Raw genomic sequence first — 20,758 nt, forward strand, 5'->3', positions numbered from 1 at the left:
TTATAGATCGAGGGTGAGGCTGACAGTGACGTTGCGCGGATCGCCGGGGGTGATCCAGTAATTGCTGTAGGAGCGTTCGTAGTATTTTTCGTCGAGGACGTTGTTCAGGTTCAGGCCGACGGTGACGTTGTCACTGGCCTTGTAATGGGCCAGCAGATCCACGGTGTGGTAGGCCGGCAGTTCGAAGTCCTTGCCGGCCTCGCCCGAGCGATCACCGACATAAGTGAATGCCGCGCCAACGTCCGAGCCGCGCAGGTGGCCGTCCTGGAATTGGTAGACCCCCAGCAGGCTGCCGCTGCGCTTGGCGACGCCGAGGATCCGGCTGCCCTCGGGAATCTGCTCGTCGCCCTTGGTCACTTCGGCATCGATGTAGGCGAAGGCGCCAATTACCCGCACGGCGTCGGTCACCTGGCCGGTGATCTGCAGGTCGATGCCCTGGCTGCGGGCCTTGCCCACGGCGCGGCTGAAGTCGGTTCCGGCGACTTGGGTCAGGACGTTTTCCTTCTCTATATGAAAAGCCGCCAGGGTGGTGCTCAGGCGATCGTCGAATAGCTCACTCTTGATTCCGAGTTCATAACCGACACCTTCCTCCGGGTCGAAGGTCTTGCCACTGGCATCCAGGCCGTTATTGGGCTTGAACGAAGTGGAGGCGTTGGCGAACAGCCCGACTTCAGGCGTCAGTTGATACAGCAGCCCCGCGCGTTGCGTCAGGGCGTCATGGCGCTGACGGCTGGTGACGTCGTTGACATGATTGTCGATGCTCTGCTCGAAGTGCTCGTAACGCACGCCAAGCAGGCCGCGCAGTTTGTCGGTGAAGACGATTTGGTCTTGCAGGTTCAGGGCCCTGCTTTCGACATGCTCGAAGAAATCCGTGCCGGAGCGCGTGCCGTTGGGTTTCGGCTGGCCGTAGATCGGGTTGTAAATGTCGATGGGATAAGCGCTGCCGGCGATGGTCGTCACGCGCTCGTTCTTGCGGTAGTCCTCGTATTCCGTACCGATCAGCAGTTCATGTTGCCAAGGGCCGAGGTCGAACTGGCCGCGCAGTTCCAACTGAGTGATGCTGTCGTGCCAATCGTTGTCGCGCTCGCGGTAGCGACGGTTCACGGTGTGGCCGTCGGCGTTCAGGGCGCGCGCCTCTGAGGCGAAGCCCCAGAGTTCACCCTGCTTGTAATGGCTGGCCAGACGCAGTTGCCAGGTATCGTTGAGCTGATGCTCAAGGGCGGCCTGGAGCATGTTGTTGTGATTGTCGATGTCGCCGTCGTTGGGTTCGCCGAGGAAAGTCGAGCGTGAGACGCCACCCCAGCGATTATTCGGAGCGACGATGCCGCGATCGAACGTCGAGCTGTGGCGCACGACTTCGCTTTCCACCAGCAGTCGAGTGTCCGGGCTCAGTTGCCAACTGATGGACGGGGCCACGAAGACGCGCTTGCTGTCGACGTGATCACGGAAGCTGTGGTTGTCCTCCACCGCCAGGTTTACTCGCGAAAGCAGGTTGCCTTCGGCGTCCAGTGGCGTATTGACGTCCAGCGCGGTGCGATAGCGGTCCCAGCTGCCTGCGCTGGTCTGCAGTGTGGTGAAGGCTTCGGGTTGGGGTTTCTTGGTGACAATATTCACCGTCCCGCCAGGGTCTCCCCGACCATAAAGGCTGGCCGCCGGGCCCTTCAGAACTTCGATGCGTTCGATATTGGCGGCGTCCGGGGTGCTTGGGTAACCGCGGTTGGCGCTGAAGCCATCCTTGTAGAACTCCGACGTGGTAAAGCCGCGCACGCTGTATTCATAAAGCGTCAGGCCGCCGAAATTGTTCTGCTTCGATACGCCACCGGCATATTCCAGCGCCCGTTCGACGCTGGTGCTGCCCAGGTCCTTGAGCACGCTGGCAGGAATCACGCTGATGGATTGGGGTACGTCACGCAGGGCGGTGTCGGTTTTGGTCGCGCTGGCGGAGCGGGTGGCGCGATAACCTGAAACGGGGCCGGTAGGGGATTCGTACTCGGACGTGACGTTGATGGCGTCCAGTTCCAGGGGCTGACTTTCTTCGGCGAAGGCGGGATCACCGAGCAGGCCCAGGGCGAGGCTGGCAGCGGAAATCCGTTTGAAGGATGACATGTTATGTTGTTCCAATTTTTAGTATTGAAACAATATAACACTACTAATGAGAATTTATGCTATTTCTGGCTCCTGCGATTCGCGGATAGTTTTTGTGGCGAGGGAGCTTGCTCCCGCTGGGTCGGTCCGACGCTTCGGGCGAAGCGGCCCCAGCAGGATCGGATGCGGTCGGTCTGATAGTTTTGAGGTGACAGGTTTTAGGGCCGCTGCGCGACCCAGCGGGAGCAAGCTCCCTCGCCACGGGGGGATGCAGTTTTACTCTTCTTCCTTGAGCACCACGGGTGCCGGCGGTGGACGCAGGCCGATCTCGGCGGTGAGCTTGAGCTCCTTGCCGTTGCGCATCACCTGGATGGTGACCTTGTCGGTGGGCTTGATCCGCGCCACCTGGTTCATCGAGCGGCGGCCGTCGCCGGCCGGTTCGCCGTCGATGCTGAGGATCACGTCGCCCAATTGCAGGCCGGCTTTCTGGGCCGGACCGTCGCGGAAAATCCCCGCCACGACGATGCCGGGGCGCCCGGACAAGCCAAAGGACTCCGCCAGTTCCTGGGTCAGCGGCTGGACTTCAATGCCCAACCAGCCGCGAATCACCTGGCCGTGCTCGATGATCGACTTCATCACCTCCATGGCCAGCTTCACCGGAATGGCGAAGCCAATGCCCTGGCTGCCGCCGGACTTGGAGAAGATCGCCGTATTGATCCCGGTGAGATTGCCATTGGCATCCACCAGCGCACCACCGGAGTTACCGGGATTGATCGCGGCGTCGGTCTGGATGAAATCCTCGTAGTTGTTCAGGCCCAACTGGTTGCGACCGGTGGCGCTGATGATCCCCATGGTTACGGTCTGGCCGACGCCGAACGGGTTGCCGATCGCCAGGGCCACGTCGCCAATACGGATGCTGTCGGAACGGCCGATGGTGATTGCCGGCAGGTTTTTCAAATCGATCTTCAGCACGGCCAGATCGGTTTCCGGGTCGCTGCCGATCACCCGCGCCAGGGTTTCACGACCGTCCTTGAGTGCCACCACGATCTGGTCGGCACCACTGGTGACGTGGTTGTTGGTCAGGATGTAGCCTTCCGGGCTCATGATGACGCCCGAGCCCAGGCTTGATTCCATGCGCTTCTGCTTGGGGGAATTGTCACCAAAGAAGCGTCGGAATTGCGGGTCCTCGAACAGCGGGTGACCGGACTTGTTGACGACCTTGGTGGTGTACAGGTTGACCACCGCCGGCGCGGCGAGGGTCACCGCATCCGCATAGGACACGGGGCCCTGCTGCGGAGCCTTGGCCTGCGGTGCCTGTTGCAGATTGACGTCGAGGCTTGGCAAGCCGACCCATTCCGGGTAGCGCTGGATAATCAGTAGTGCGACAAGTACGCCGGCCAACAGCGGCCAGCCGGAAAAACGCAGCGCCTTGAGCATTAAGCACGTCCTACAAAGGTTGCAGGCGGAATGGGACCGCCCATAATGTCGCGCATTATACGAGGCCGCGCACGCCTCTGAACGGGATATTTAGGAGTCTTTTTATGGCCGTAGCCCTGAGCACCCTGGTTGAAGAAGCGGACCGGTACCTGGCAAGCAGCCGGGTCGCCGATTACTGCCCCAATGGCTTGCAGGTCGAGGGCGCGCCGCAGGTGATGCGCATCGTCAGCGGCGTGACCGCCAGCCAGGCACTGCTCGACGCCGCCGTGGAGGCCAGCGCCGACCTGGTGCTGGTGCATCATGGTTATTTCTGGAAGGGTGAGAACCCGTGCATCACCGGCATGAAGCAGCGGCGCCTGAAAACGCTGCTCAAGCACGAAATCAGCCTCCTGGCTTACCACCTGCCGCTGGATCTGCACCCCGAGGTGGGCAATAACGTGCAACTGGCCCGGCAGCTGGACATCACCGTCGAGGGGCCGCTGGATCCGGAGAATCCGAAAATCGTCGGCCTGGTCGGCTCCTTGTCCGAGCCGATGACGCCCCGGGATTTCGCCCGCAAGGTCCAGGAAGTGATGGGGCGCGAGCCGTTGTTGATCGAAGGCGAGCAGATGATCCGCCGGGTGGGCTGGTGCACCGGCGGCGGCCAGGGCTACATTGATCAGGCGGTACTCGCCGGGGTTGACCTGTATCTCAGCGGCGAAGCGTCGGAGCAGACCTTCCACAGCGCCCGGGAGAACGGCATCAGCTTCATCGCCGCCGGGCATCATGCGACCGAGCGCTACGGCGTCCAGGCGCTGGGTGACTATCTGGCGCGACGCTTCGCGCTGGAGCACATCTTCATCGATTGCCCGAATCCCATCTGACTGCTGGTCACCCCTGTGGGAGCGAGCCTGCTCGCGAAAGCGTTATAACAGACACATGGGTATTGACTGACGCACCGCTTTCGCGAGCGGGCTCGCTCCCACATTGATACCTGAACGCGCCCGAACCCGCAGGCATATCCATATGCTGTTTCGATCTAGTTGGCGCCCTGATTAGAAGAGGTCGCTGTGCTAGGATTCCCCGCTCGAACACGGCCCGCTGGCCGTTCATAAGAAAGCTTTCGTGAGTAGCCATGGTCGACAAACTGACGCATCTGAAACAGCTGGAGGCGGAAAGCATCCACATTATCCGCGAGGTGGCCGCCGAGTTCGATAACCCGGTGATGCTGTACTCCATCGGTAAAGACTCCGCCGTGATGCTGCACCTGGCACGCAAGGCGTTTTTCCCCGGCAAGCTGCCGTTTCCGGTGATGCACGTCGACACCCGCTGGAAATTCCAGGAGATGTACAAGTTCCGCGACAAGATGGTCGAAGAACTGGGCTTGGACCTGATCACCCACATCAACCCGGACGGCGTCGCGCAGAACATCAACCCGTTCACCCACGGTAGCGCCAAGCACACCGACATCATGAAGACCGAGGGCCTGAAGCAGGCGCTCGACAAGCATGGTTTCGACGCTGCATTCGGCGGCGCCCGTCGCGATGAAGAGAAGTCCCGCGCCAAGGAGCGCGTCTACTCGTTCCGCGACAGCAAGCACCGCTGGGACCCGAAGAACCAGCGCCCCGAGCTGTGGAACGTCTATAACGGCAAGGTCAACAAGGGGGAGTCGATCCGCGTCTTCCCGCTGTCGAACTGGACCGAGCTGGACATCTGGCAGTACATCTACCTCGAAGGTATCCCGATCGTGCCGCTGTACTTCGCCGCCGAGCGGGAAGTGATCGAGAAGAACGGCACGCTGATCATGATCGACGACGAGCGCATCCTCGAGCACCTGTCCGATGAAGACAAGGCGCGCATCGTCAAGAAGAAAGTGCGTTTCCGTACCCTTGGCTGCTACCCGTTGACGGGCGCGGTGGAGTCCGAGGCCGAAAGCCTGACGGACATCATTCAGGAAATGCTCCTGACGCGAACTTCCGAGCGCCAGGGCCGGGTCATCGACCACGATGGCGCAGGCTCGATGGAAGACAAGAAACGTCAGGGTTATTTCTAAGGGGTTGTCATGTCGCACGCATCTGATTTGATCAGCGAGGACATCCTCGCCTACCTGGGCCAGCACGAACGTAAAGAGCTGCTGCGCTTTTTGACCTGCGGTAACGTCGACGACGGCAAGAGCACCCTGATCGGGCGCCTGCTGCACGACTCGAAGATGATCTACGAAGATCATCTGGAAGCGATCACTCGCGATTCGAAGAAAGTCGGCACCACCGGTGACGACATCGACTTGGCGTTGCTGGTCGACGGCCTGCAGGCCGAGCGCGAGCAAGGCATCACCATCGATGTCGCCTACCGCTATTTCTCCACCGCCAAGCGTAAATTCATCATCGCCGACACGCCCGGCCATGAGCAGTACACCCGCAACATGGCCACCGGTGCCTCCACCTGTGACCTGGCGATCATCCTCGTGGACGCCCGCTACGGCGTGCAGACCCAGACCCGTCGCCACAGCTTCATCGCCTCGTTGCTGGGCATCAAGCACATCGTCGTGGCCATCAACAAGATGGACCTCAAGGACTTCGACCAGGGCGTATTCGAGTCGATCAAGGCCGACTACCTGAAATTCGCCGAAGGCTTGAAGATGAAGCCCACCAGCATGCACTTCGTGCCGATGTCGGCGCTCAAGGGCGACAACGTGGTGAACAGGTCCGAGCGTTCGCCGTGGTACACCGGCCAGTCGCTGATGGAAATTCTCGAGACCGTGGAAGTGGCGGGCGACCGCAACTTCTCCGACCTGCGTTTCCCGGTGCAGTACGTCAACCGTCCGAACCTGAACTTCCGCGGTTTCGCCGGCACCCTTGCCAGTGGCATCGTGCACAAGGGCGACGAAGTGGTAGTGCTGCCGTCGGGCAAGAGCAGCCGCGTGAAATCCATCGTCACCTTCGAGGGCGAGCTGGAACACGCCGGCCCAGGCCAGGCTGTGACGTTGACCATGGAAGACGAGATCGATATCTCCCGTGGCGACCTGCTGGTACACGCCGACAACGTTCCGCCGGTGACCGACAGCTTCGAAGCGATGCTGGTGTGGATGGCCGAAGAGCCGATGCTGCCGGGCAAGAAGTACGACATCAAGCGCGCCACCAGTTACGTGCCCGGCTCGATTGCCAGCATCGTCAACAAGGTCGATGTGAACACCCTTGAGGAAGGCCCGGCCAGCGCGTTACAGCTCAACGAAATCGGCAAGGTGAAGATCGCCCTGGATGCGCCGATCGCCCTGGACGGTTACGAGAGCAACCGCACCACGGGCGCCTTCATCATCATCGACCGCCTGACCAACGGCACCGTCGGTGCCGGCATGATCGTCGCCCAGCCGCTGGCCCACGGCAGCAGTACGCACCATGGCAAACTGGCCCATGTGTCGGTGGAAGAACGCACCCAGCGCTTCGGCCAGCAGCCGGCCACCGTGCTGTTCAGCGGCCTGTCGGGCGCGGGCAAGAGCACGCTGGCCTATGCGGTGGAGCGCAAGCTGTTCGACATGGGCCGCGCGGTGTTCGTGCTCGATGGTCAAAACCTGCGTCACGACCTGAATAAAGGCTTGCCGCAGGACCGTGCCGGGCGCACCGAGAACTGGCGTCGTGCGGCTCACGTCGCCCGTCAGTTCAACGAAGCGGGCCTGTTGACCCTGGCCGCGTTCGTTGCACCGAGTGCCGAAGGGCGCGAGCAGGCCAAGGACCTGATCGGCCGCGAGCGCCTGCTGACAGTCTACGTCCAGGCCTCGCCGACGGTGTGCGCCCAGCGTGATCCGCAAGGGCTGTACGCCGCCGCCGGCGACAACATCCCGGGCGAGTCCTTCCCGTATGACGTGCCGCTGGATGCTGATCTTGTGATCGACACCCAGTCGCTGACCCTGGAAGAGAGCGTCAAGCAGGTGCTGGATCTGCTGCGCAAGCGTGGGGCGATCTAAGGATCAGCGCTGTAAATGAAAAGCCCGCAGATGAGTGATCATCCGCGGGCTTTTTTGTTGTCTGGAAAATTGCTATCGCGAGCAAGCTCGCTCCCACAGTAGATTCGTGGCGCTCACACATACCCTGTGGGAGCGAGCTTGCTCGCGATGAGGCCTGTACAGTCACCTCAAGACTTGGCGGGATGCTCGCGATGCATCTGCTCAAGCAGCGCATCCTTGTCCTGCCACAACTGGTTGATCCAGCCCTGGAATTCCAGGCGATACTCCCCATCCTGGTCGTAGCTTTTGCCGATGAACTGCGGTGGGATCTTCAGCTCCTGGAAATGCACCACCACCTCGCCAACGTTGCCGCAGAGCAAATCCCAATAGCCCGGACGACCGCCCGGATAATGGATCGTCACGTTGATGATCGACTCCAGTTGCTCGCCCATCGCATCAAGCACAAACGCGATGCCGCCGGCCTTGGGCTTGAGCAGGTAGCGAAACGGTGATTGTTGCTGGGCATGCTTACCCTCGGTGAAGCGCGTGCCTTCGACGAAATTGAAGATGCCCACGGGGTTGTTGCGAAATTTCGCGCAGGTCTTGCGGGTGGTTTCCAGGTCCTTGCCTTTCTTCTCCGGATGCTTTTCCAGGTACGTCTTGGAATAACGCTTCATGAACGGAAACCCCAGCGCCCACCAGGCCAGGCCGATCACCGGCACCCAGATCAGCTCCTGCTTGAGAAAGAACTTCAATGGGCGGATGCGTCGGTTCAGCACGTATTGCAGCACCATGATGTCGACCCAGCTCTGGTGGTTGCTGGTGATCAGGTACGAGTGCTGGTAGTCCAGGCCTTCCAGGCCGCTGAGGTGCCAGCGGGTGGGGCGTACCAGGTTCATCCAGGCCTTGTTGTTACTGATCCAGGCTTCATGGATGTGGCTCATCAGCCAGTCGGTGAAACGCTGGGCGGCGGGGAAGGGCAACAACAGCTTGAAGATCGCCACGACGAACAGCGGCGTACAGCAGGCGATGGTGTTCAGCGCCAACAGCAGCGAGGCAATGACGCCGCGCACGGGGGCAGGCAGGAAATCCAGCATTTAAATGTCCAGAGGTCGGTTGGCGGCTTGGATCGCTGTCAGGGCGATGGTGTACACGATGTCATCGACCTGGGCGCCGCGCGGCAGATCGTTCACCGGTTTGCGCAGGCCTTGCAGCATCGGCCCGAGGCTGACGCAGTCGGCGCTGCGCTGCACGGCCTTGTGGGTGGTGTTGCCGGTGTTCAGGTCCGGAAAAATGAACACCGTGGCGCGGCCAGCTACCTGGCTGTTGGGCGCCAACTGCCGGGCCACGGCCTCGTTGGCGGCGGCGTCGTATTGCAACGGCCCGTCGATCAGCAAGCCATGTTGTGCCTCGTGGGCCAGCAGGGTGGCTTCGCGGACCTTCTCCACTTCTTCACCGCTGGCCGATTCGCCGCTGGAATAGCTGAGCATCGCCACCCGTGGCGTGATGCCGAACGCTGCGGCTGAATCGGCGCTTTGCAGAGCGATTTCGGCCAGCTCCGCTGCACTGGGGTGCGGGTTCATCACGCAGTCGCCGTAGACCAGCACTTCCTCGGGAAACAGCATGAAAAATACCGAGGACACCAGCGAACAGCCGGGTGCGGTCTTGATCAGTTGCAACGCCGGGCGAATGGTATTGGCGGTGGAGTGGATGACCCCCGAGACAAGCCCGTCGACTTCATCCAGCGCCAGCATCATGGTGCCGATCACCACGGTGTCTTCCAGTTGCTGCTCGGCCATCGGTGCGTTCAGACTCTTGCTTTTGCGCAGCCGCACCATAGGTTCCACGTAGCGCTCGCGGATCGTATCCGGGTCGAGAATCTCCAACCCAGGCGGCAGTTCGATGCCTTGGGCGCGGGCCACCGCTTCAACGTCGGCCGGCTTGGCCAGCAACACGCAACGGGCGATGCCCCGAGCCTGGCAAATCGCAGCCGCCTGCACGGTCAGCGGTTCGCTGCCTTCGGGCAAGACGATACGCTTGTTGGCCGCTTGGGCGCGCTGGATCAGTTGGTAGCGGAACACCGCCGGCGACAGGCGCATTTCCCGTGGCGTGCCGCAGCGTTGGTGCAGCCAGTTGGCGTCGAGGTGACTGGCAACAAAATCGGTGATGATCTCCGCGCGTTCGCGGTCATCGATGGGGATTTCCTTGTTCAGGCTGTTGAGAAGGTTGGCGGTGTCGTAGGAGCCGGTGCTCACCGACAGCACCGGCAACCCCGCCTGCAAGGCGCCTCGGCACAAGTCCATGATGCGCGGGTCGGGCAGGGTGTCGCTGGTCAGCAGCAGGCCGGCCAGCGGCACGCCGTTGATCGCGGCCAGGCTCACGGCCAGGATGATGTCATCGCGATCGCCCGGGGTGACCACCAGTACGCCGGGCTTGAGCAGCTCCACCGTGTTGCGCATGGTGCGGGCGCAGATGATGATGTTGCTCATGCGCCGGGTTTCGTAGTCGCCGGCGTTGAGCACCTGCGCGCCCATCAGGTCGGCCACGTCGCGGGTGCGCGGGGCGTTGAGTTCGGGGCGAAAAGGGATGCAGCCGAGCAGGCGGAAGTCGCCGCTGCGCAGCAGGGGCGAGTGCTCCTTGAGCCGTGCTGAAAACGCTTCCATGCTTTCGTCGGTGCGCACCTTGTTGAGTATCACGCCGAGGACCTTCGGATCTTTCGGCCCGCCGAACAGTTGCGCCTGCAACTCGACACGACCGGACAGTTCGGTCAGCACTTCGTTTTCCGGCGCCGACACCAGGATCACCTCGGCGTCCAGGCTCTTGGCCAGGTGCAGGTTGACCCGGGCGGCGTAGCTGGCGCTGCGGGTCGGGACCATGCCCTCGACGACCAGCACGTCCTTGCCGATCGCGGCCTGTTGATACAGGGTGATGATTTCTTCCAGCAACTCATCGAGCTGGCCATCGCCGAGCATGCGCTCCACATGGGCCAGGCCCAGTGGTTGCGGCGGCTTGAGGCCGTGGGTACGGGCCACCAGCTCGGTGGAGCGTTCCGGGCCGGTATCGCCAGGGTGGGGCTGGGCGATGGGTTTGAAAAAGCCGACTTTCAGCCCGGCCCGTTCGAGGGTACGCACCAGCCCGAGGCTGATGGAGGTCAGACCCACACCAAAGTCGGTGGGCGCGATAAAAAAAGTCTGCATGCGGATTCTCTAGAGGGGCATGGCAAGGCTGCAGCCTATGACTGGCTGTCTACCGTCAATTCAGTCGCCAAGGTTAGCGCTAACCGGGCCTTGAGCGCACCAGCCGCAATCAAAGGGCTGGCCTATTTTTTCAGTACGTTGCGCCGGGTCCAGCACCCAGGCCCGGGATTGCCACGGTGGCTGGTGGCGCAGGTGCTGGGTGTGGCCGCAGGACAGCTCGGCCACCCAGTGCCCGTCCTCATCCTGATGGAAACCGGTGACCGTTGGTCTGTTCGAGCTAGCCCGTTTGTCCGGGTTCCGTTCGCTTTCGGGCAAATCCTTGTTTAGACTGGTCCGTTCTTCATTCTTATGCAAAAGGTCTCGCCCCATGCTGATCGCCGCCAATAAGGCTGTCTCCATCGACTATACCCTGACCAACGACGCTGGTGAGGTCATCGACAGCTCCGCCGGCGGCGCTCCGCTGGTCTACCTGCATGGCGCAGGCAACATCATCCCGGGCCTGGAAAAAGCCCTGGAAGGCAAAACCACCGGTGACGAGCTGAAAGTGGCCGTTGAGCCGGAAGACGCTTATGGCGAATATTCCGCCGAGCTGGTCAGCACCCTGAGCCGCAGCATGTTCGAAGGCGTGGATGAGCTGGAAGTGGGCATGCAGTTCCACGCTTCGGCGCCTGATGGCCAGATGCAGATCGTCACTATCCGTGACCTCGACGGCGACGACGTGACTGTCGACGGCAACCACCCGTTGGCCGGTCAGCGCTTGAACTTCCAGGTCAAGATCGTCGACATCCGTGATGCCAGCCAGGAAGAAATCGCCCATGGCCACGTCCATGGTGAAGGCGGCCATCAGCACTGATTTCTGCGCTACGCTCAAGTTGACTGGAGAGGCGCCCTATGGCGCCTTTTTAGTCGCTTGCTGTTAGCATCGCCCATGGCTGTTTCGAAAAGATCCGCAAACCCTGGAGTTCGTCATGAGTGCTTTCCACGACCTTAAACTGCAAGCCCTGGATGGTCAGGAGCTTCCCCTCGCGCCATTCAAGGGCCAAGTCGTGCTGGTGGTCAACGTCGCCTCCAAATGTGGCCTGACGCCTCAGTACGCGGCGCTGGAAAATCTTTATCAGCAATACAAGGACCAGGGGTTCAGCGTGCTGGGCCTGCCCTGTAATCAGTTCGCCGGCCAGGAGCCGGGAACCGAGCAGGAGATCCAGGAATTCTGCAGCCTCAATTACGGCGTGACGTTCCCGCTGTCGAGCAAACTGGAAGTGAACGGCCACGACCGTCACCAGCTGTACCGTCTGTTGGCGGGTGAAGGTGCCGAGTTTCCCGGGGACATCACCTGGAACTTCGAAAAATTCCTGCTCGGCAAGGACGGTCGGGTGTTGGCGCGTTTCTCGCCGCGCACGCCGCCGGATGATCCTTCGGTCATCCAGGCAATTGAAAAAGCGCTGGCTTGAACCTCAGCTTGTGATTGCTCCGTGGGGAGGGAGCTTGCTCCCTCCCACAGGATGGTTGAGCCCATACCTCAGCGCGGCCTTTTGATCCTTAATCACTCCAATCAATAGTGCTACCCAGCGCTGTGCATGCCCCATATTATCGTCGTCATATCCGATCTGTGACCTCGTTTTCATGGAGTGCCCCATGCCTGTAAAAGCCCTGTTCAAACCCTTTCATCTCGGCGCGCTGGAATTGCCGACCCGGGTCGTGATGGCGCCGATGACGCGCTCCTTTTCGCCTGGCGGTGTGCCGAACTCCAAGGTGATCGAGTACTACCGTCGTCGCGCGGCGGCCGGGGTCGGCCTGATCATCACCGAGGGCACCACGGTCGGCCATCAGGCGTCCAATGGCTATCCGAACGTACCGCACTTCTATGGCGACGCCGCGCTGGCCGGCTGGAAAAAAGTGGTCGATGCCGTGCACGCCGAAGGCGGCAAGATTGTTCCGCAACTGTGGCATGTGGGCAACGTGCGGCGCCTCGGCACCGAGCCGGATGGCGCCGTGCCGGGCTACGGCCCGACTGAAAAACTCAAGGACGGCCAGGTCGTGGTCCATGGCATGACCCAGACGGACATCGACGAGGTCATTGCGGCATTCGCCCAAGCGGCAAAAGACGCCCAGAGCATCGGCATGGACGGGGTGGAAATCCACGGTGCCCACGGCTACCTGGTGGACCAGTTTTTCTGGGAAGGCAGTAACCAGCGCACCGACGGTTATGGCGGCAGTCTGGCCAACCGTTCGCGCTTCGCGATCGAGCTGATTCGCGCGGTGCGGGCTGCGGTAGGTGAGGGCTTCCCGATCATTTTCCGTTTTTCCCAATGGAAGCAGCAGGACTACACCGCGCGCCTGGTGCAGACGCCCGAAGCGCTGGGAGAATTTCTCAAGCCCCTGGCGGATGCCGGCGTGGATATCTTCCACTGTTCTACGCGTCGCTTCTGGGAGCCGGAATTCGAAGGCTCGGACCTGAACCTGGCCGGCTGGACCCGCAAGCTCACGGGCAAGCCCACTATTACCGTCGGCAGCGTCGGCCTTGATGGTGAGTTCCTGCAATTTATGGTGAACACCGACAAGGTTGCGCAACCGGCCAGCCTGGAGAATCTGCTCGAGCGCCTGAACAAGGAGGAATTCGATCTGGTGGCGGTGGGGCGCGCGCTGCTGGTGGATCCGGACTGGGCGCAGAAAGTGCGTGAAGGGCGCGAACAGGAGATCCTGCCGTTCAGCCGCGAGGCGTTGATGACCTTGGTCTGAGTGGCGCCTGCCTTCGCGAGCAGGCTCGCTCCCACATCCGATCTGGTTTGGCCGAGATCCGAGGTGGGAGCGAGCCTGCTCGCGAAGGCGATATCAACATCACCGAAGCTCAACGCACCGTCGGCGCCGCAGGCAGCACCTGCTCACCCACACAAACCCCGCGCAACTGCGCCTCGAACTGCTCGATCACCGATGCCCAGCCCTGGCGACTGGCATGCTGGCGCGCATTGAGCCGCACACAACGCAAGGCCTCGCGCTCTTCCAGCAGCCAGCGGGCCGCGTCGCAAAAGGCTTCTTCATCCCCTGGCATCGCCAGCACACCGTTGTAGCCGTGACGGATGTGCTGCGCCGCCGCAGCCTGATCGTAGGCCACCACGCCCAGCCCCGAGGCAAGTGCTTCGAGCACGACGTTGCCGAAGGTTTCGGTCAGGCTCGGAAAGACAAACACATCCCCGGACGCATAATGCGCAGCCAGCGCTTCGCCACGCTGTGCGCCGCAAAAGATCGCCTCGGGCAATAGCTGTTCGAGAGCGGGACGCTGCGGGCCGTCACCGATTATCACCAGTCTGATTCGCCGTGCCGGGAAGGCGCTGCTCAGCATGTCGAAACTGCGCTTGAGCAGCCCGAGGTTTTTCTCCGGCGCCAGGCGTCCGACGTGGATGACGGCAATATCCTCCTCGCCCAGGCCCCATGTTTCACGAAGGTCTGTGGAGCGTTTGGCTGGATGGAACAATTGGCTGTCCACGCCGCGGGACAGCAACGCCACGCGTTCGAAATGCCGGCGTTCCAGTTCCAGGCGCTGGCTGAGGCTGGGTACCAGCGTCAGGCTGGAGCGGTTGTGGAACCAGCGCAGGTAATGGGTCAGCCCGCGGCTTAGCAAGCCGAGGCCATATTGCTGGGTGTACTGCTGGAAATTGGTATGGAAGCCGCTGACCACCGAAATTCCCAGGCGCCGCGCTGCTCGTAGCGCGGACAAGCCCAGCGGGCCTTCCGTGGCGATATACAGCACGTCCGGGCGATGACGTTTCCAGCGCCTGAGCAACTTGTGCATCGACGCCTGCCCCCATTGCAGCCCCGGATACCCGGGCAAAGGCCAGCCCCGGCATAGCAGCAACTGCTCGTCACTGGCCAGACCGTGGTCCCCGGCCTGGCGTGGGCGGATCAGTTCCACCCGGTGCCCGCGGGCACGCAAGCCGTCGTAGAGACGACCCAGGGTGTTGGCTACGCCATTGATTTCCGGCGCAAAGGTTTCGGTGACGAGGGTAACGTGCAAGAGTGTGGTCATGACCCCAGTGTCGACCGGGGCCATTTCGTCATTGCGTCAATCGAGTGACGAATTTATGACTCGGGGTTGCGAGACTTTTATCTTCCCAGTGTCAATGCTCAGGTGGCGCGCTAGAGACGGACCTGGCAACAGCTCCCAAATCATCGTATCTGGCTGGCGCATGGGGTGAGCCCCACGAATGTTGGCCTAGTGGTAACAGCCAAAGTTTCAAGTCCGCTAGGACTTTTTCGGGAGTCATGTGAACCGCTTCGTCGGCCCATATTTGTATACCACCGCCTTTCAACTTGGGATTGTCAGGCTCAACGATCGTTACTTTCTCCCCAGCCTCGTCCATGAAATGGTTGAGGCGCCAGATGTTATAAAGGCCATAGGGCGAATGTTTTGAGTCGATCAGATTGGTCCAGCCTGATCGAATGACGAAATAAAAATCTCCATGCGCGTTCAAGACGTTGTACCCAGCCTTTATAAGGTCATCGACGTTCATCTCGTTGCGTTTGCTGCCCCAAATACTCCAGCAAAGTATGTCGATAGTCGTGGATATGGGAATTATCGGGTTCTTCTGGGTGACCGAGTCGTTCCACACCCGTACAGTTTTGCCCCTGGCCTGCACCCGCTCCGCCAGTTCATTGACAAAATACCTGAATCCATCCTGTGAGCCGGCACTGGGGTTTCCAGACTGGTCCTTGGCATATTTCGCCAATTGAGACGTGTTATTGATCGTCACAGGATCCAGGAAATACTCGTCAGCTTCGAGATTGACGAATTTGCAAGAGGGAAACAACTCGAGGAGGTCGTCAACGAGTTCGGTAACAAATGTCCGAGCGGCGGGAATACTGAAGTCCAGTGCGCGTGGAGCCATAGCGCCGCTGTCTAATTTCAGTTGAAATTGGATTTTTTTTGAGAGGATGTAACCCATATGGCCGACCGGCTCTATTCCTGGAATCACCTCTATGTAATAAGCGTTCGCTGTCTGAAGGATTTCGTCGAGCTCGGCAGCGGTCCATGCGTCTGGGCTGGAAAGGTCCGGGTGGGAGGGGAATTTAATCCTCACCCCCTCGTTGTCAGTGAGATGCAGATATAAAGTGTTGAGTTGATTCCAAGCCATTTCTCGCAGCAGGTCTTTCATCCAACCCACGCTATAATGCTTACGACCCACATCAATCAATACCGAACGTTCACTCTGCGACGGCGCGTCGATCACTTCTGCCCAAGTAAGCGCGTAGGAAACACGTGCAGCTTTGTGCAGAGTTGTCAGCGCCAAGGCCATGGCTTGCAGTGATTTTGCCGTAACGCTGATCATCGACGAGATATCGATCCGGTAGAGCTCGAGAACGCCTTTCGCTGGGATTGGAATATCGCTTGTTGGAACGTCAGCCAACCGTAGCACTACATCTCCCGGCACAACTGCTTCTGTTAGAACTACATCCAGCGACGCTGGCAGTTGTGCCGCTAGGGCAAGTCCGTCAGCCAGTCGCTTGGCCAGTGGGCGCAGGCTTTCAGTGCCGATGACAACCCGAGTCTGCTGGGTAACTCTATAAATATCTCCATTAGTTTGTCTGGCGTGCAGGACCGTCGGGCTAAGTTCGAGCCAAGGAAAGGAATTGGCTCGTTCTGTATTCGCAGCTTCGCTATTTTGAATTTGCATGTCAAAGCCCTTTCAAAGTTTGAAAGGGCCATTAAAGCGCCTGCCGACAACGGCGCCTACTGTAAGAGTTGACAGGTCTCAGTCGAAAAACGAAAAGTTTTTTTGCCGACTCATCCTCGCTCCTTTACCCAAAACAACGTCGCCCCGGCCACCGCGGCCGGCATCATCAGGATGTTCACCACCGGGATCAGCAGCACCAGGTAGACGCTGCCGCCAAAACCCAGGCTCTGCCAGCGTTTTTCCCGCAGCCAGGCGAGCATTTCGTTCCAGCCCAGCTTATGGTTGTCCGCCGGGTAGTCGATGTACTGGATCGCCATCATCCAGATGCCGAACAGCAGCCACAGCGGTGCGGCGACGATATTGATCACCGGGATGAATGACAGCACGAACAGCCCCAGGGCCCGGGGCAGAAAATAGCCGAGCTTGCGCGCCTCCCGGGCCAGGGTACGCGGGATCATCGCAACCAGCTCGTCCCAACTGAACGCGGGGAAATCATCGGTGCCGCGAACCACTACCTCGACTTTCTCGGCGAGAAAGCCATTGAAGGGCGCCGCAATGATATTGGCGAGCATGGTGAAGCTGAAAAACACCATCAGTACGACAAGGACGACGAACAGTGGCCAGAGCACGTAACTGAGAAAGCTCAGCCAATCGGGCAACGACGGCATGAGCGTGTCGACCCACAGGCTGAACTGGTGACCGGCGAGGTAGATCAGCCCGACGAACAACACCAGATTGATCGCCAGCGGCAACAATACAAACAGGCGCAGGCTGGGGCTCAGGACCAGTTTGAGTCCTTCTCGCAAATATTGCGGGCCGGACAGGACAGGGGCGGCGGGCATAGGTGGCTCCGAGGGTAGGTGGACGCGCCGACCTTACCGGCTTTGCCCGACGCGCGAAAGCCACGACACGGTGTGTAACAAAGGTTTAGCGCAGGATCGCAGCTATCGGGAGCGCTGCGGCGGATAGAGCTCACCTATGAGCTGGATTGTTAAACCGTATTTCCTTAATCTTCGCTCCCTCGATACGCTGCACCCATTCTTTTACAGGACTGTCGAAACCAAGCCTTCCCCAAGTGCGTCAACCGTCCTTTTTTATTCGCGCCGCTCACCCGGCGTTCCGGCCCGCAAGGTCCGGTCAACAGGAGCAGGTCATGTCTGAAGTCCGTCATTCGCGAGTGATTATCCTTGGTTCCGGCCCTGCCGGTTACAGCGCTGCGGTTTATGCGGCCCGTGCCAACCTCAAGCCGCTGCTGATCACCGGCATGCAGGCCGGCGGTCAGTTGACCACCACCACTGAAGTCGACAACTGGCCGGGTGATGTCCATGGCCTGACCGGTCCGGCCTTGATGGAACGCATGAGGGAACACGCCGAGCGCTTCGAGACCGAGATCGTTTTCGACCACATCAACGCCGTGGATTTCGCCGCCAAGCCCTACACCCTGACCGGCGACAGCGCGACCTACACCTGTGACGCCCTGATCATTGCCACCGGCGCCAGCGCCCGCTACCTGGGCCTGCCATCGGAAGAAGCTTTCATGGGCAAAGGCGTGTCCGCCTGCGCCACCTGCGATGGTTTCTTCTACCGCAACAAGCCGGTCGCCGTGGTCGGTGGCGGCAACACCGCTGTTGAAGAAGCGTTGTACCTGGCCAACATCGCCAGCACGGTCACGCTGATCCACCGTCGCGAAACCTTCCGCGCCGAGAAGATCCTGATCGACAAGCTCAACGCCCGCGTCGCCGAAGGCAAGATCATCCTCAAGCTCAACGCGACCCTGGACGAAGTGCTGGGCGACAACATGGGCGTGACCGGTGCCCGCCTGAAGAACAACGACGGCAGCTTTGACGAGATCAAGGTCGACGGCGTCTTCATCGCCATCGGCCACACGCCGAACACCTCGTTGTTCGAAGGCCAGCTGGAGCTCAAGGACGGTTACCTGGTGGTCAAGGGCGGTCGCGACGGCAACGCCACGGCCACCAGCGTCGAAGGTATCTTCGCGGCCGGCGACGTGGCCGACCACGTCTACCGCCAGGCGATCACCTCGGCCGGCGCCGGTTGCATGGCGGCCCTGGACACCGAGCGTTACCTGGATGGCTTGCAGAACGTTTCGTTCTGATTCATCGGGTACAAAAAAAACCGGCTTCGGCCGGTTTTTTATCGGAGAGGATTCAACGCAACTACTGTGAATAACTTCTGTGGGAGCGAGCCTGCTCGCGATGGCGTCAGACCAGCCAGAATCGATGCTGACTGTTATACCGCCATCGCGAGCAGGCTCGCTCCCACAAGGTTTGGTGTTGGTCTGTTCAGCCCAGTTTTGTCAGGCACGCCTCGAGAATATCCAATCCCTCTTCCAGCACCGCCGGCTCGGTCGTCAACGGCGCCAGCAGCCGAATGATGTGCCGGGATTTGCCGCTGGGCATCAGCAGCAAGCCCGAATCCCGTGCCGCCGCCAACAATTGCGTCAGTTGCGCCGACGCCGGGGTGCCATCGGCGTGGGCCAGTTCGATGCCGCGCATGGCGCCGACTCCGGTCAACCGCCCCAGATAGGGGGACAGCCCGCGACGGCGCCAGGATTCGTAGCGGCTTACTATGGCCTCTTCCTGTCGCGCGCCCCAGGCCCGCAGGTTCGCGTCGGTCATCTCGTCCAGGGTCGCCAGCGCGGCGGCGCAGGCGATAGGGTTGCCCGAGTAGGTTCCGCCGAGGCCGCCCTTGGGCAGGTTGTCCATCAGGGCTTTGCGTCCCATCACCGCCCCCAGCGGGACACCGCCGGCGATGCTCTTGCCCAGCAGGATCAGGTCCGGTTCGATGCCCAGCCGCGAAAACGCAAAACGTTGGCCGGTACGGCCGAAACCGGACTGGATCTCATCGATGACCAATACGATGCCCTTGTCGTCACAGAACTGGCGCAGCGCCTGGGCGAAGGCTATCTCCATCGTCAGGAAACCGGCTTCGCCCTGCACCGGCTCGACGATGAAACAGGCTACGTCGTTTACGTCGATCTCGACGCTGAACAGCCGATCCATGGCTTTCAGGGCTTCGGCACAGGTCACGCCGTTGTCCTGGCTGGGATAGGGCAGGTGATAGACCGGTCCGGGCAGGACACCGACTTTCTGTTTGTAAGGCGCAACCTTGCCGTTGAGGTTGAGGGTGGCCAGGGTCCGGCCGTGGAAACCGCCATCAAACGCGATCACGGCGGTGCGCCCCGTGGCGCCGCGGACGATTTTCAAGGCGTTCTCCGCTGCCTCGGCGCCGCTGTTGGTAAGCATGCCGCTAAGCGGATAGTCCACTGGGATGAATCTTGCCAGGCGCTCCATCAATTCGAGATAAGGCCGGTGCGGCGCGGCATTGAACGCATAGTGAGTCAACCGGGTGGCTTGCTCGCGAATCGCCTCGACGACACGCGGATGACAGTGGCCGAGATTCAGCACGCCGATGCCGCCGACAAAATCAATGTAGCGCTTGCCATCCGTGTCCCAGACTTCGGCATTTTTTCCATGGTCGAGGCTGATGGGGTGAACGAAGGAAATCGATTGGCTGATGCTTTCGCGGCTCATGGATGACGGCTCGGAGGAAGGAAGATTGCCTTTATCTAAGCCGCGAGGAGAGGTGCCCGGCAAACGAAATAAAGTTGCTGGGTCAATCATAAAAGTCGGGATGTGGATAACTGTGAAGCTTAAACGCAAGCGGCTCTTGTGGCGAGGGAGCAAGCTCCCTCGCCACAAGAGCCGGAAGGTCAGCGCCGTTGCAGCGGCTGCGCCTCGAACTTCACGCCGGCGAGACCATGTACCATCAACGCGCGGATATTGCCGTGATCGCTGCCCTCGGGCGTGGCCAGCACCGAACGGTAATGCTCGCCAAACGCCAGCAGTGCTTCTTCATCGCTCAAACCTTCAAGCAACGCCAGGCCCAGGGTCTTGCACGAACCTTCGTTCTGCCCGGCGGCGTTCTCGACGCCACCGTTGTTGAAAGCCTGGGGCTGGTAGTCGTAGCCATCGGCGACAAAGGCCAGGGTATCGGCGAAAACATGTTCGCCACTCTTGAGGCTGGCGCGGAAGGTGTTCAGCTCAGGCATCGGGAGTTCCTTTGGCGAACGCCGCTTGCTGTTCGGCGCTGGCTTCTTTCTGGTATTGAGCTTTCCATTCGGCATATGGCATGCCGTAGACGACTTCGCGGGCATCGTCGAGGCTGACCTCGATCTGACGCTCGTCGGCGGCAGCCTTGTACCACTTCGACAGGCAGTTGCGGCAGAAACCGGCGAGGTTCATCAGGTCGATGTTCTGCACATCCTTGCGGCTGTCCAGATGGGCAACCAGCCGGCGGAAGGCGGCGGCTTCGAGTTCGAGGCGTTGTTGATCGTTCATGAGGATCTCTGCGAGACAGCTTCAAGGGGCAAGCTTCAAGCTGCAAGTGGGTTTGCGATGTTCAGGCTTGAAGCTTACAGCTTGAAGCTT

At 60.7% G+C, this 20,758-nt stretch carries 18 protein-coding genes; 7 read left to right on the plus strand and 11 right to left on the minus strand.

Features of this window, described 5'->3' with window-relative positions; translation table 11 throughout:
* Together J3P97_RS04180 and algW are read right to left on the minus strand one after the other, a co-directional pair.
* Positions 1-2,106 carry a TonB-dependent siderophore receptor gene (locus J3P97_RS04180; RefSeq protein ID WP_434673544.1) on the minus strand — a complete coding sequence of 702 codons (2,106 nt, stop codon included), beginning with the start codon at positions 2,104-2,106 and terminating at the stop codon, positions 1-3.
* A 255-nt stretch (positions 2,107-2,361) separates the two neighbouring features.
* The gene (gene algW, locus J3P97_RS04185) at positions 2,362-3,522 is read right to left on the minus strand and encodes a Do family serine endopeptidase AlgW (RefSeq protein WP_305496771.1); all 1,161 of its coding nucleotides are present in this window, start codon (positions 3,520-3,522) and stop codon (positions 2,362-2,364) included.
* 104 nt (positions 3,523-3,626) lie between these two features.
* Between algW and J3P97_RS04190 the strand changes: the two genes are divergently transcribed.
* From J3P97_RS04190 to cysN, 3 genes are all read left to right on the plus strand, one after another.
* Positions 3,627-4,385: a Nif3-like dinuclear metal center hexameric protein gene (locus tag J3P97_RS04190; protein ID WP_434569790.1), complete on the plus strand. Its 759-nt coding sequence runs from the start codon at positions 3,627-3,629 to the stop codon at positions 4,383-4,385.
* 251 nt (positions 4,386-4,636) lie between these two features.
* On the plus strand, positions 4,637-5,554 hold the full coding sequence (gene cysD, locus J3P97_RS04195; RefSeq protein ID WP_007912374.1) for a sulfate adenylyltransferase subunit CysD: 918 nt from the start codon (positions 4,637-4,639) through the stop codon (positions 5,552-5,554).
* 9 nt (positions 5,555-5,563) lie between these two features.
* Complete coding sequence (cysN, locus tag J3P97_RS04200; protein ID WP_434673545.1) at positions 5,564-7,462, plus strand: sulfate adenylyltransferase subunit CysN; 1,899 nt, start codon at positions 5,564-5,566, stop codon at positions 7,460-7,462.
* Between the two features lie 167 nt (positions 7,463-7,629).
* Here cysN and J3P97_RS04205 read toward each other — a convergent pair whose 3' ends face one another.
* From J3P97_RS04205 to J3P97_RS04215, 3 genes are read right to left on the minus strand one after another with little or no spacing between them, the layout of a single operon-like run.
* Positions 7,630-8,538: an acyltransferase gene (locus J3P97_RS04205; RefSeq protein WP_434673546.1), complete on the minus strand. Its 909-nt coding sequence runs from the start codon at positions 8,536-8,538 to the stop codon at positions 7,630-7,632.
* Positions 8,539-10,638, minus strand: a complete 2,100-nt coding sequence (gene pta, locus J3P97_RS04210; RefSeq protein WP_305496764.1) for a phosphate acetyltransferase — start codon at positions 10,636-10,638, stop codon at positions 8,539-8,541.
* A gap of 60 nt (positions 10,639-10,698) precedes the next feature.
* Positions 10,699-11,037, minus strand: coding sequence for a DUF3565 domain-containing protein (locus J3P97_RS04215; RefSeq protein WP_434569787.1), 339 nt, complete (start codon positions 11,035-11,037; stop codon positions 10,699-10,701).
* Here J3P97_RS04215 and J3P97_RS04220 point away from each other — a divergent pair.
* The 3 genes from J3P97_RS04220 to J3P97_RS04230 all read left to right on the plus strand — a co-directional run bounded on the left by J3P97_RS04220 (position 11,006) and on the right by J3P97_RS04230 (position 13,377).
* Positions 11,006-11,491, plus strand: a complete 486-nt coding sequence (locus J3P97_RS04220; RefSeq protein WP_305496761.1) for an FKBP-type peptidyl-prolyl cis-trans isomerase — start codon at positions 11,006-11,008, stop codon at positions 11,489-11,491. The genes J3P97_RS04215 and J3P97_RS04220 overlap by 32 nt on opposite strands.
* A gap of 115 nt (positions 11,492-11,606) precedes the next feature.
* Positions 11,607-12,089: a glutathione peroxidase gene (locus tag J3P97_RS04225; protein WP_434569786.1), complete on the plus strand. Its 483-nt coding sequence runs from the start codon at positions 11,607-11,609 to the stop codon at positions 12,087-12,089.
* Between the two features lie 184 nt (positions 12,090-12,273).
* Positions 12,274-13,377 carry an NADH:flavin oxidoreductase gene (locus J3P97_RS04230; RefSeq protein WP_434673547.1) on the plus strand — a complete coding sequence of 368 codons (1,104 nt, stop codon included), beginning with the start codon at positions 12,274-12,276 and terminating at the stop codon, positions 13,375-13,377.
* A 109-nt stretch (positions 13,378-13,486) separates the two neighbouring features.
* Here J3P97_RS04230 and J3P97_RS04235 read toward each other — a convergent pair whose 3' ends face one another.
* The 3 genes from J3P97_RS04235 to cysZ form a co-directional block, all read right to left on the minus strand.
* The gene (locus J3P97_RS04235) at positions 13,487-14,686 is read right to left on the minus strand and encodes a glycosyltransferase family 4 protein (RefSeq protein WP_434673548.1); all 1,200 of its coding nucleotides are present in this window, start codon (positions 14,684-14,686) and stop codon (positions 13,487-13,489) included.
* Positions 14,687-14,753: 67 nt separating this feature from the next.
* Complete coding sequence (locus J3P97_RS04240) at positions 14,754-16,307, minus strand: family 20 glycosylhydrolase (RefSeq protein WP_434673549.1); 1,554 nt, start codon at positions 16,305-16,307, stop codon at positions 14,754-14,756.
* A 110-nt stretch (positions 16,308-16,417) separates the two neighbouring features.
* The gene (cysZ, locus tag J3P97_RS04245; protein ID WP_434602839.1) at positions 16,418-17,149 is read right to left on the minus strand and encodes a sulfate transporter CysZ; all 732 of its coding nucleotides are present in this window, start codon (positions 17,147-17,149) and stop codon (positions 16,418-16,420) included.
* A gap of 311 nt (positions 17,150-17,460) precedes the next feature.
* Here cysZ and trxB point away from each other — a divergent pair, with 311 nt between their 5' ends.
* Positions 17,461-18,423 (plus strand): thioredoxin-disulfide reductase, encoded by a 963-nt coding sequence (gene trxB, locus J3P97_RS04250; RefSeq protein WP_434673550.1) that lies wholly within the window; start codon positions 17,461-17,463, stop codon positions 18,421-18,423.
* A 187-nt stretch (positions 18,424-18,610) separates the two neighbouring features.
* Here the strand turns inward: trxB and J3P97_RS04255 are convergent, their stop codons facing one another.
* The 3 genes from J3P97_RS04255 to J3P97_RS04265 form a co-directional block, all read right to left on the minus strand.
* Positions 18,611-19,861: a 2-aminoadipate transaminase gene (locus J3P97_RS04255; RefSeq protein ID WP_434673551.1), complete on the minus strand. Its 1,251-nt coding sequence runs from the start codon at positions 19,859-19,861 to the stop codon at positions 18,611-18,613.
* A 179-nt stretch (positions 19,862-20,040) separates the two neighbouring features.
* Complete coding sequence (locus tag J3P97_RS04260; protein WP_434602841.1) at positions 20,041-20,379, minus strand: HopJ type III effector protein; 339 nt, start codon at positions 20,377-20,379, stop codon at positions 20,041-20,043.
* Positions 20,372-20,668 carry a DUF1244 domain-containing protein gene (locus J3P97_RS04265; RefSeq protein ID WP_434602842.1) on the minus strand — a complete coding sequence of 99 codons (297 nt, stop codon included), beginning with the start codon at positions 20,666-20,668 and terminating at the stop codon, positions 20,372-20,374. Before J3P97_RS04265 ends, J3P97_RS04260 begins: the two co-directional genes overlap by 8 nt.
* Positions 20,669-20,758 lie beyond the last annotated feature (90 nt).

Origin of the sequence: Pseudomonas sp. R1-15 (assembly GCF_051132085.1) — a bacterium.
In the GTDB taxonomy this organism is placed as follows: Bacteria; Pseudomonadota; Gammaproteobacteria; order Pseudomonadales; family Pseudomonadaceae; genus Aquipseudomonas.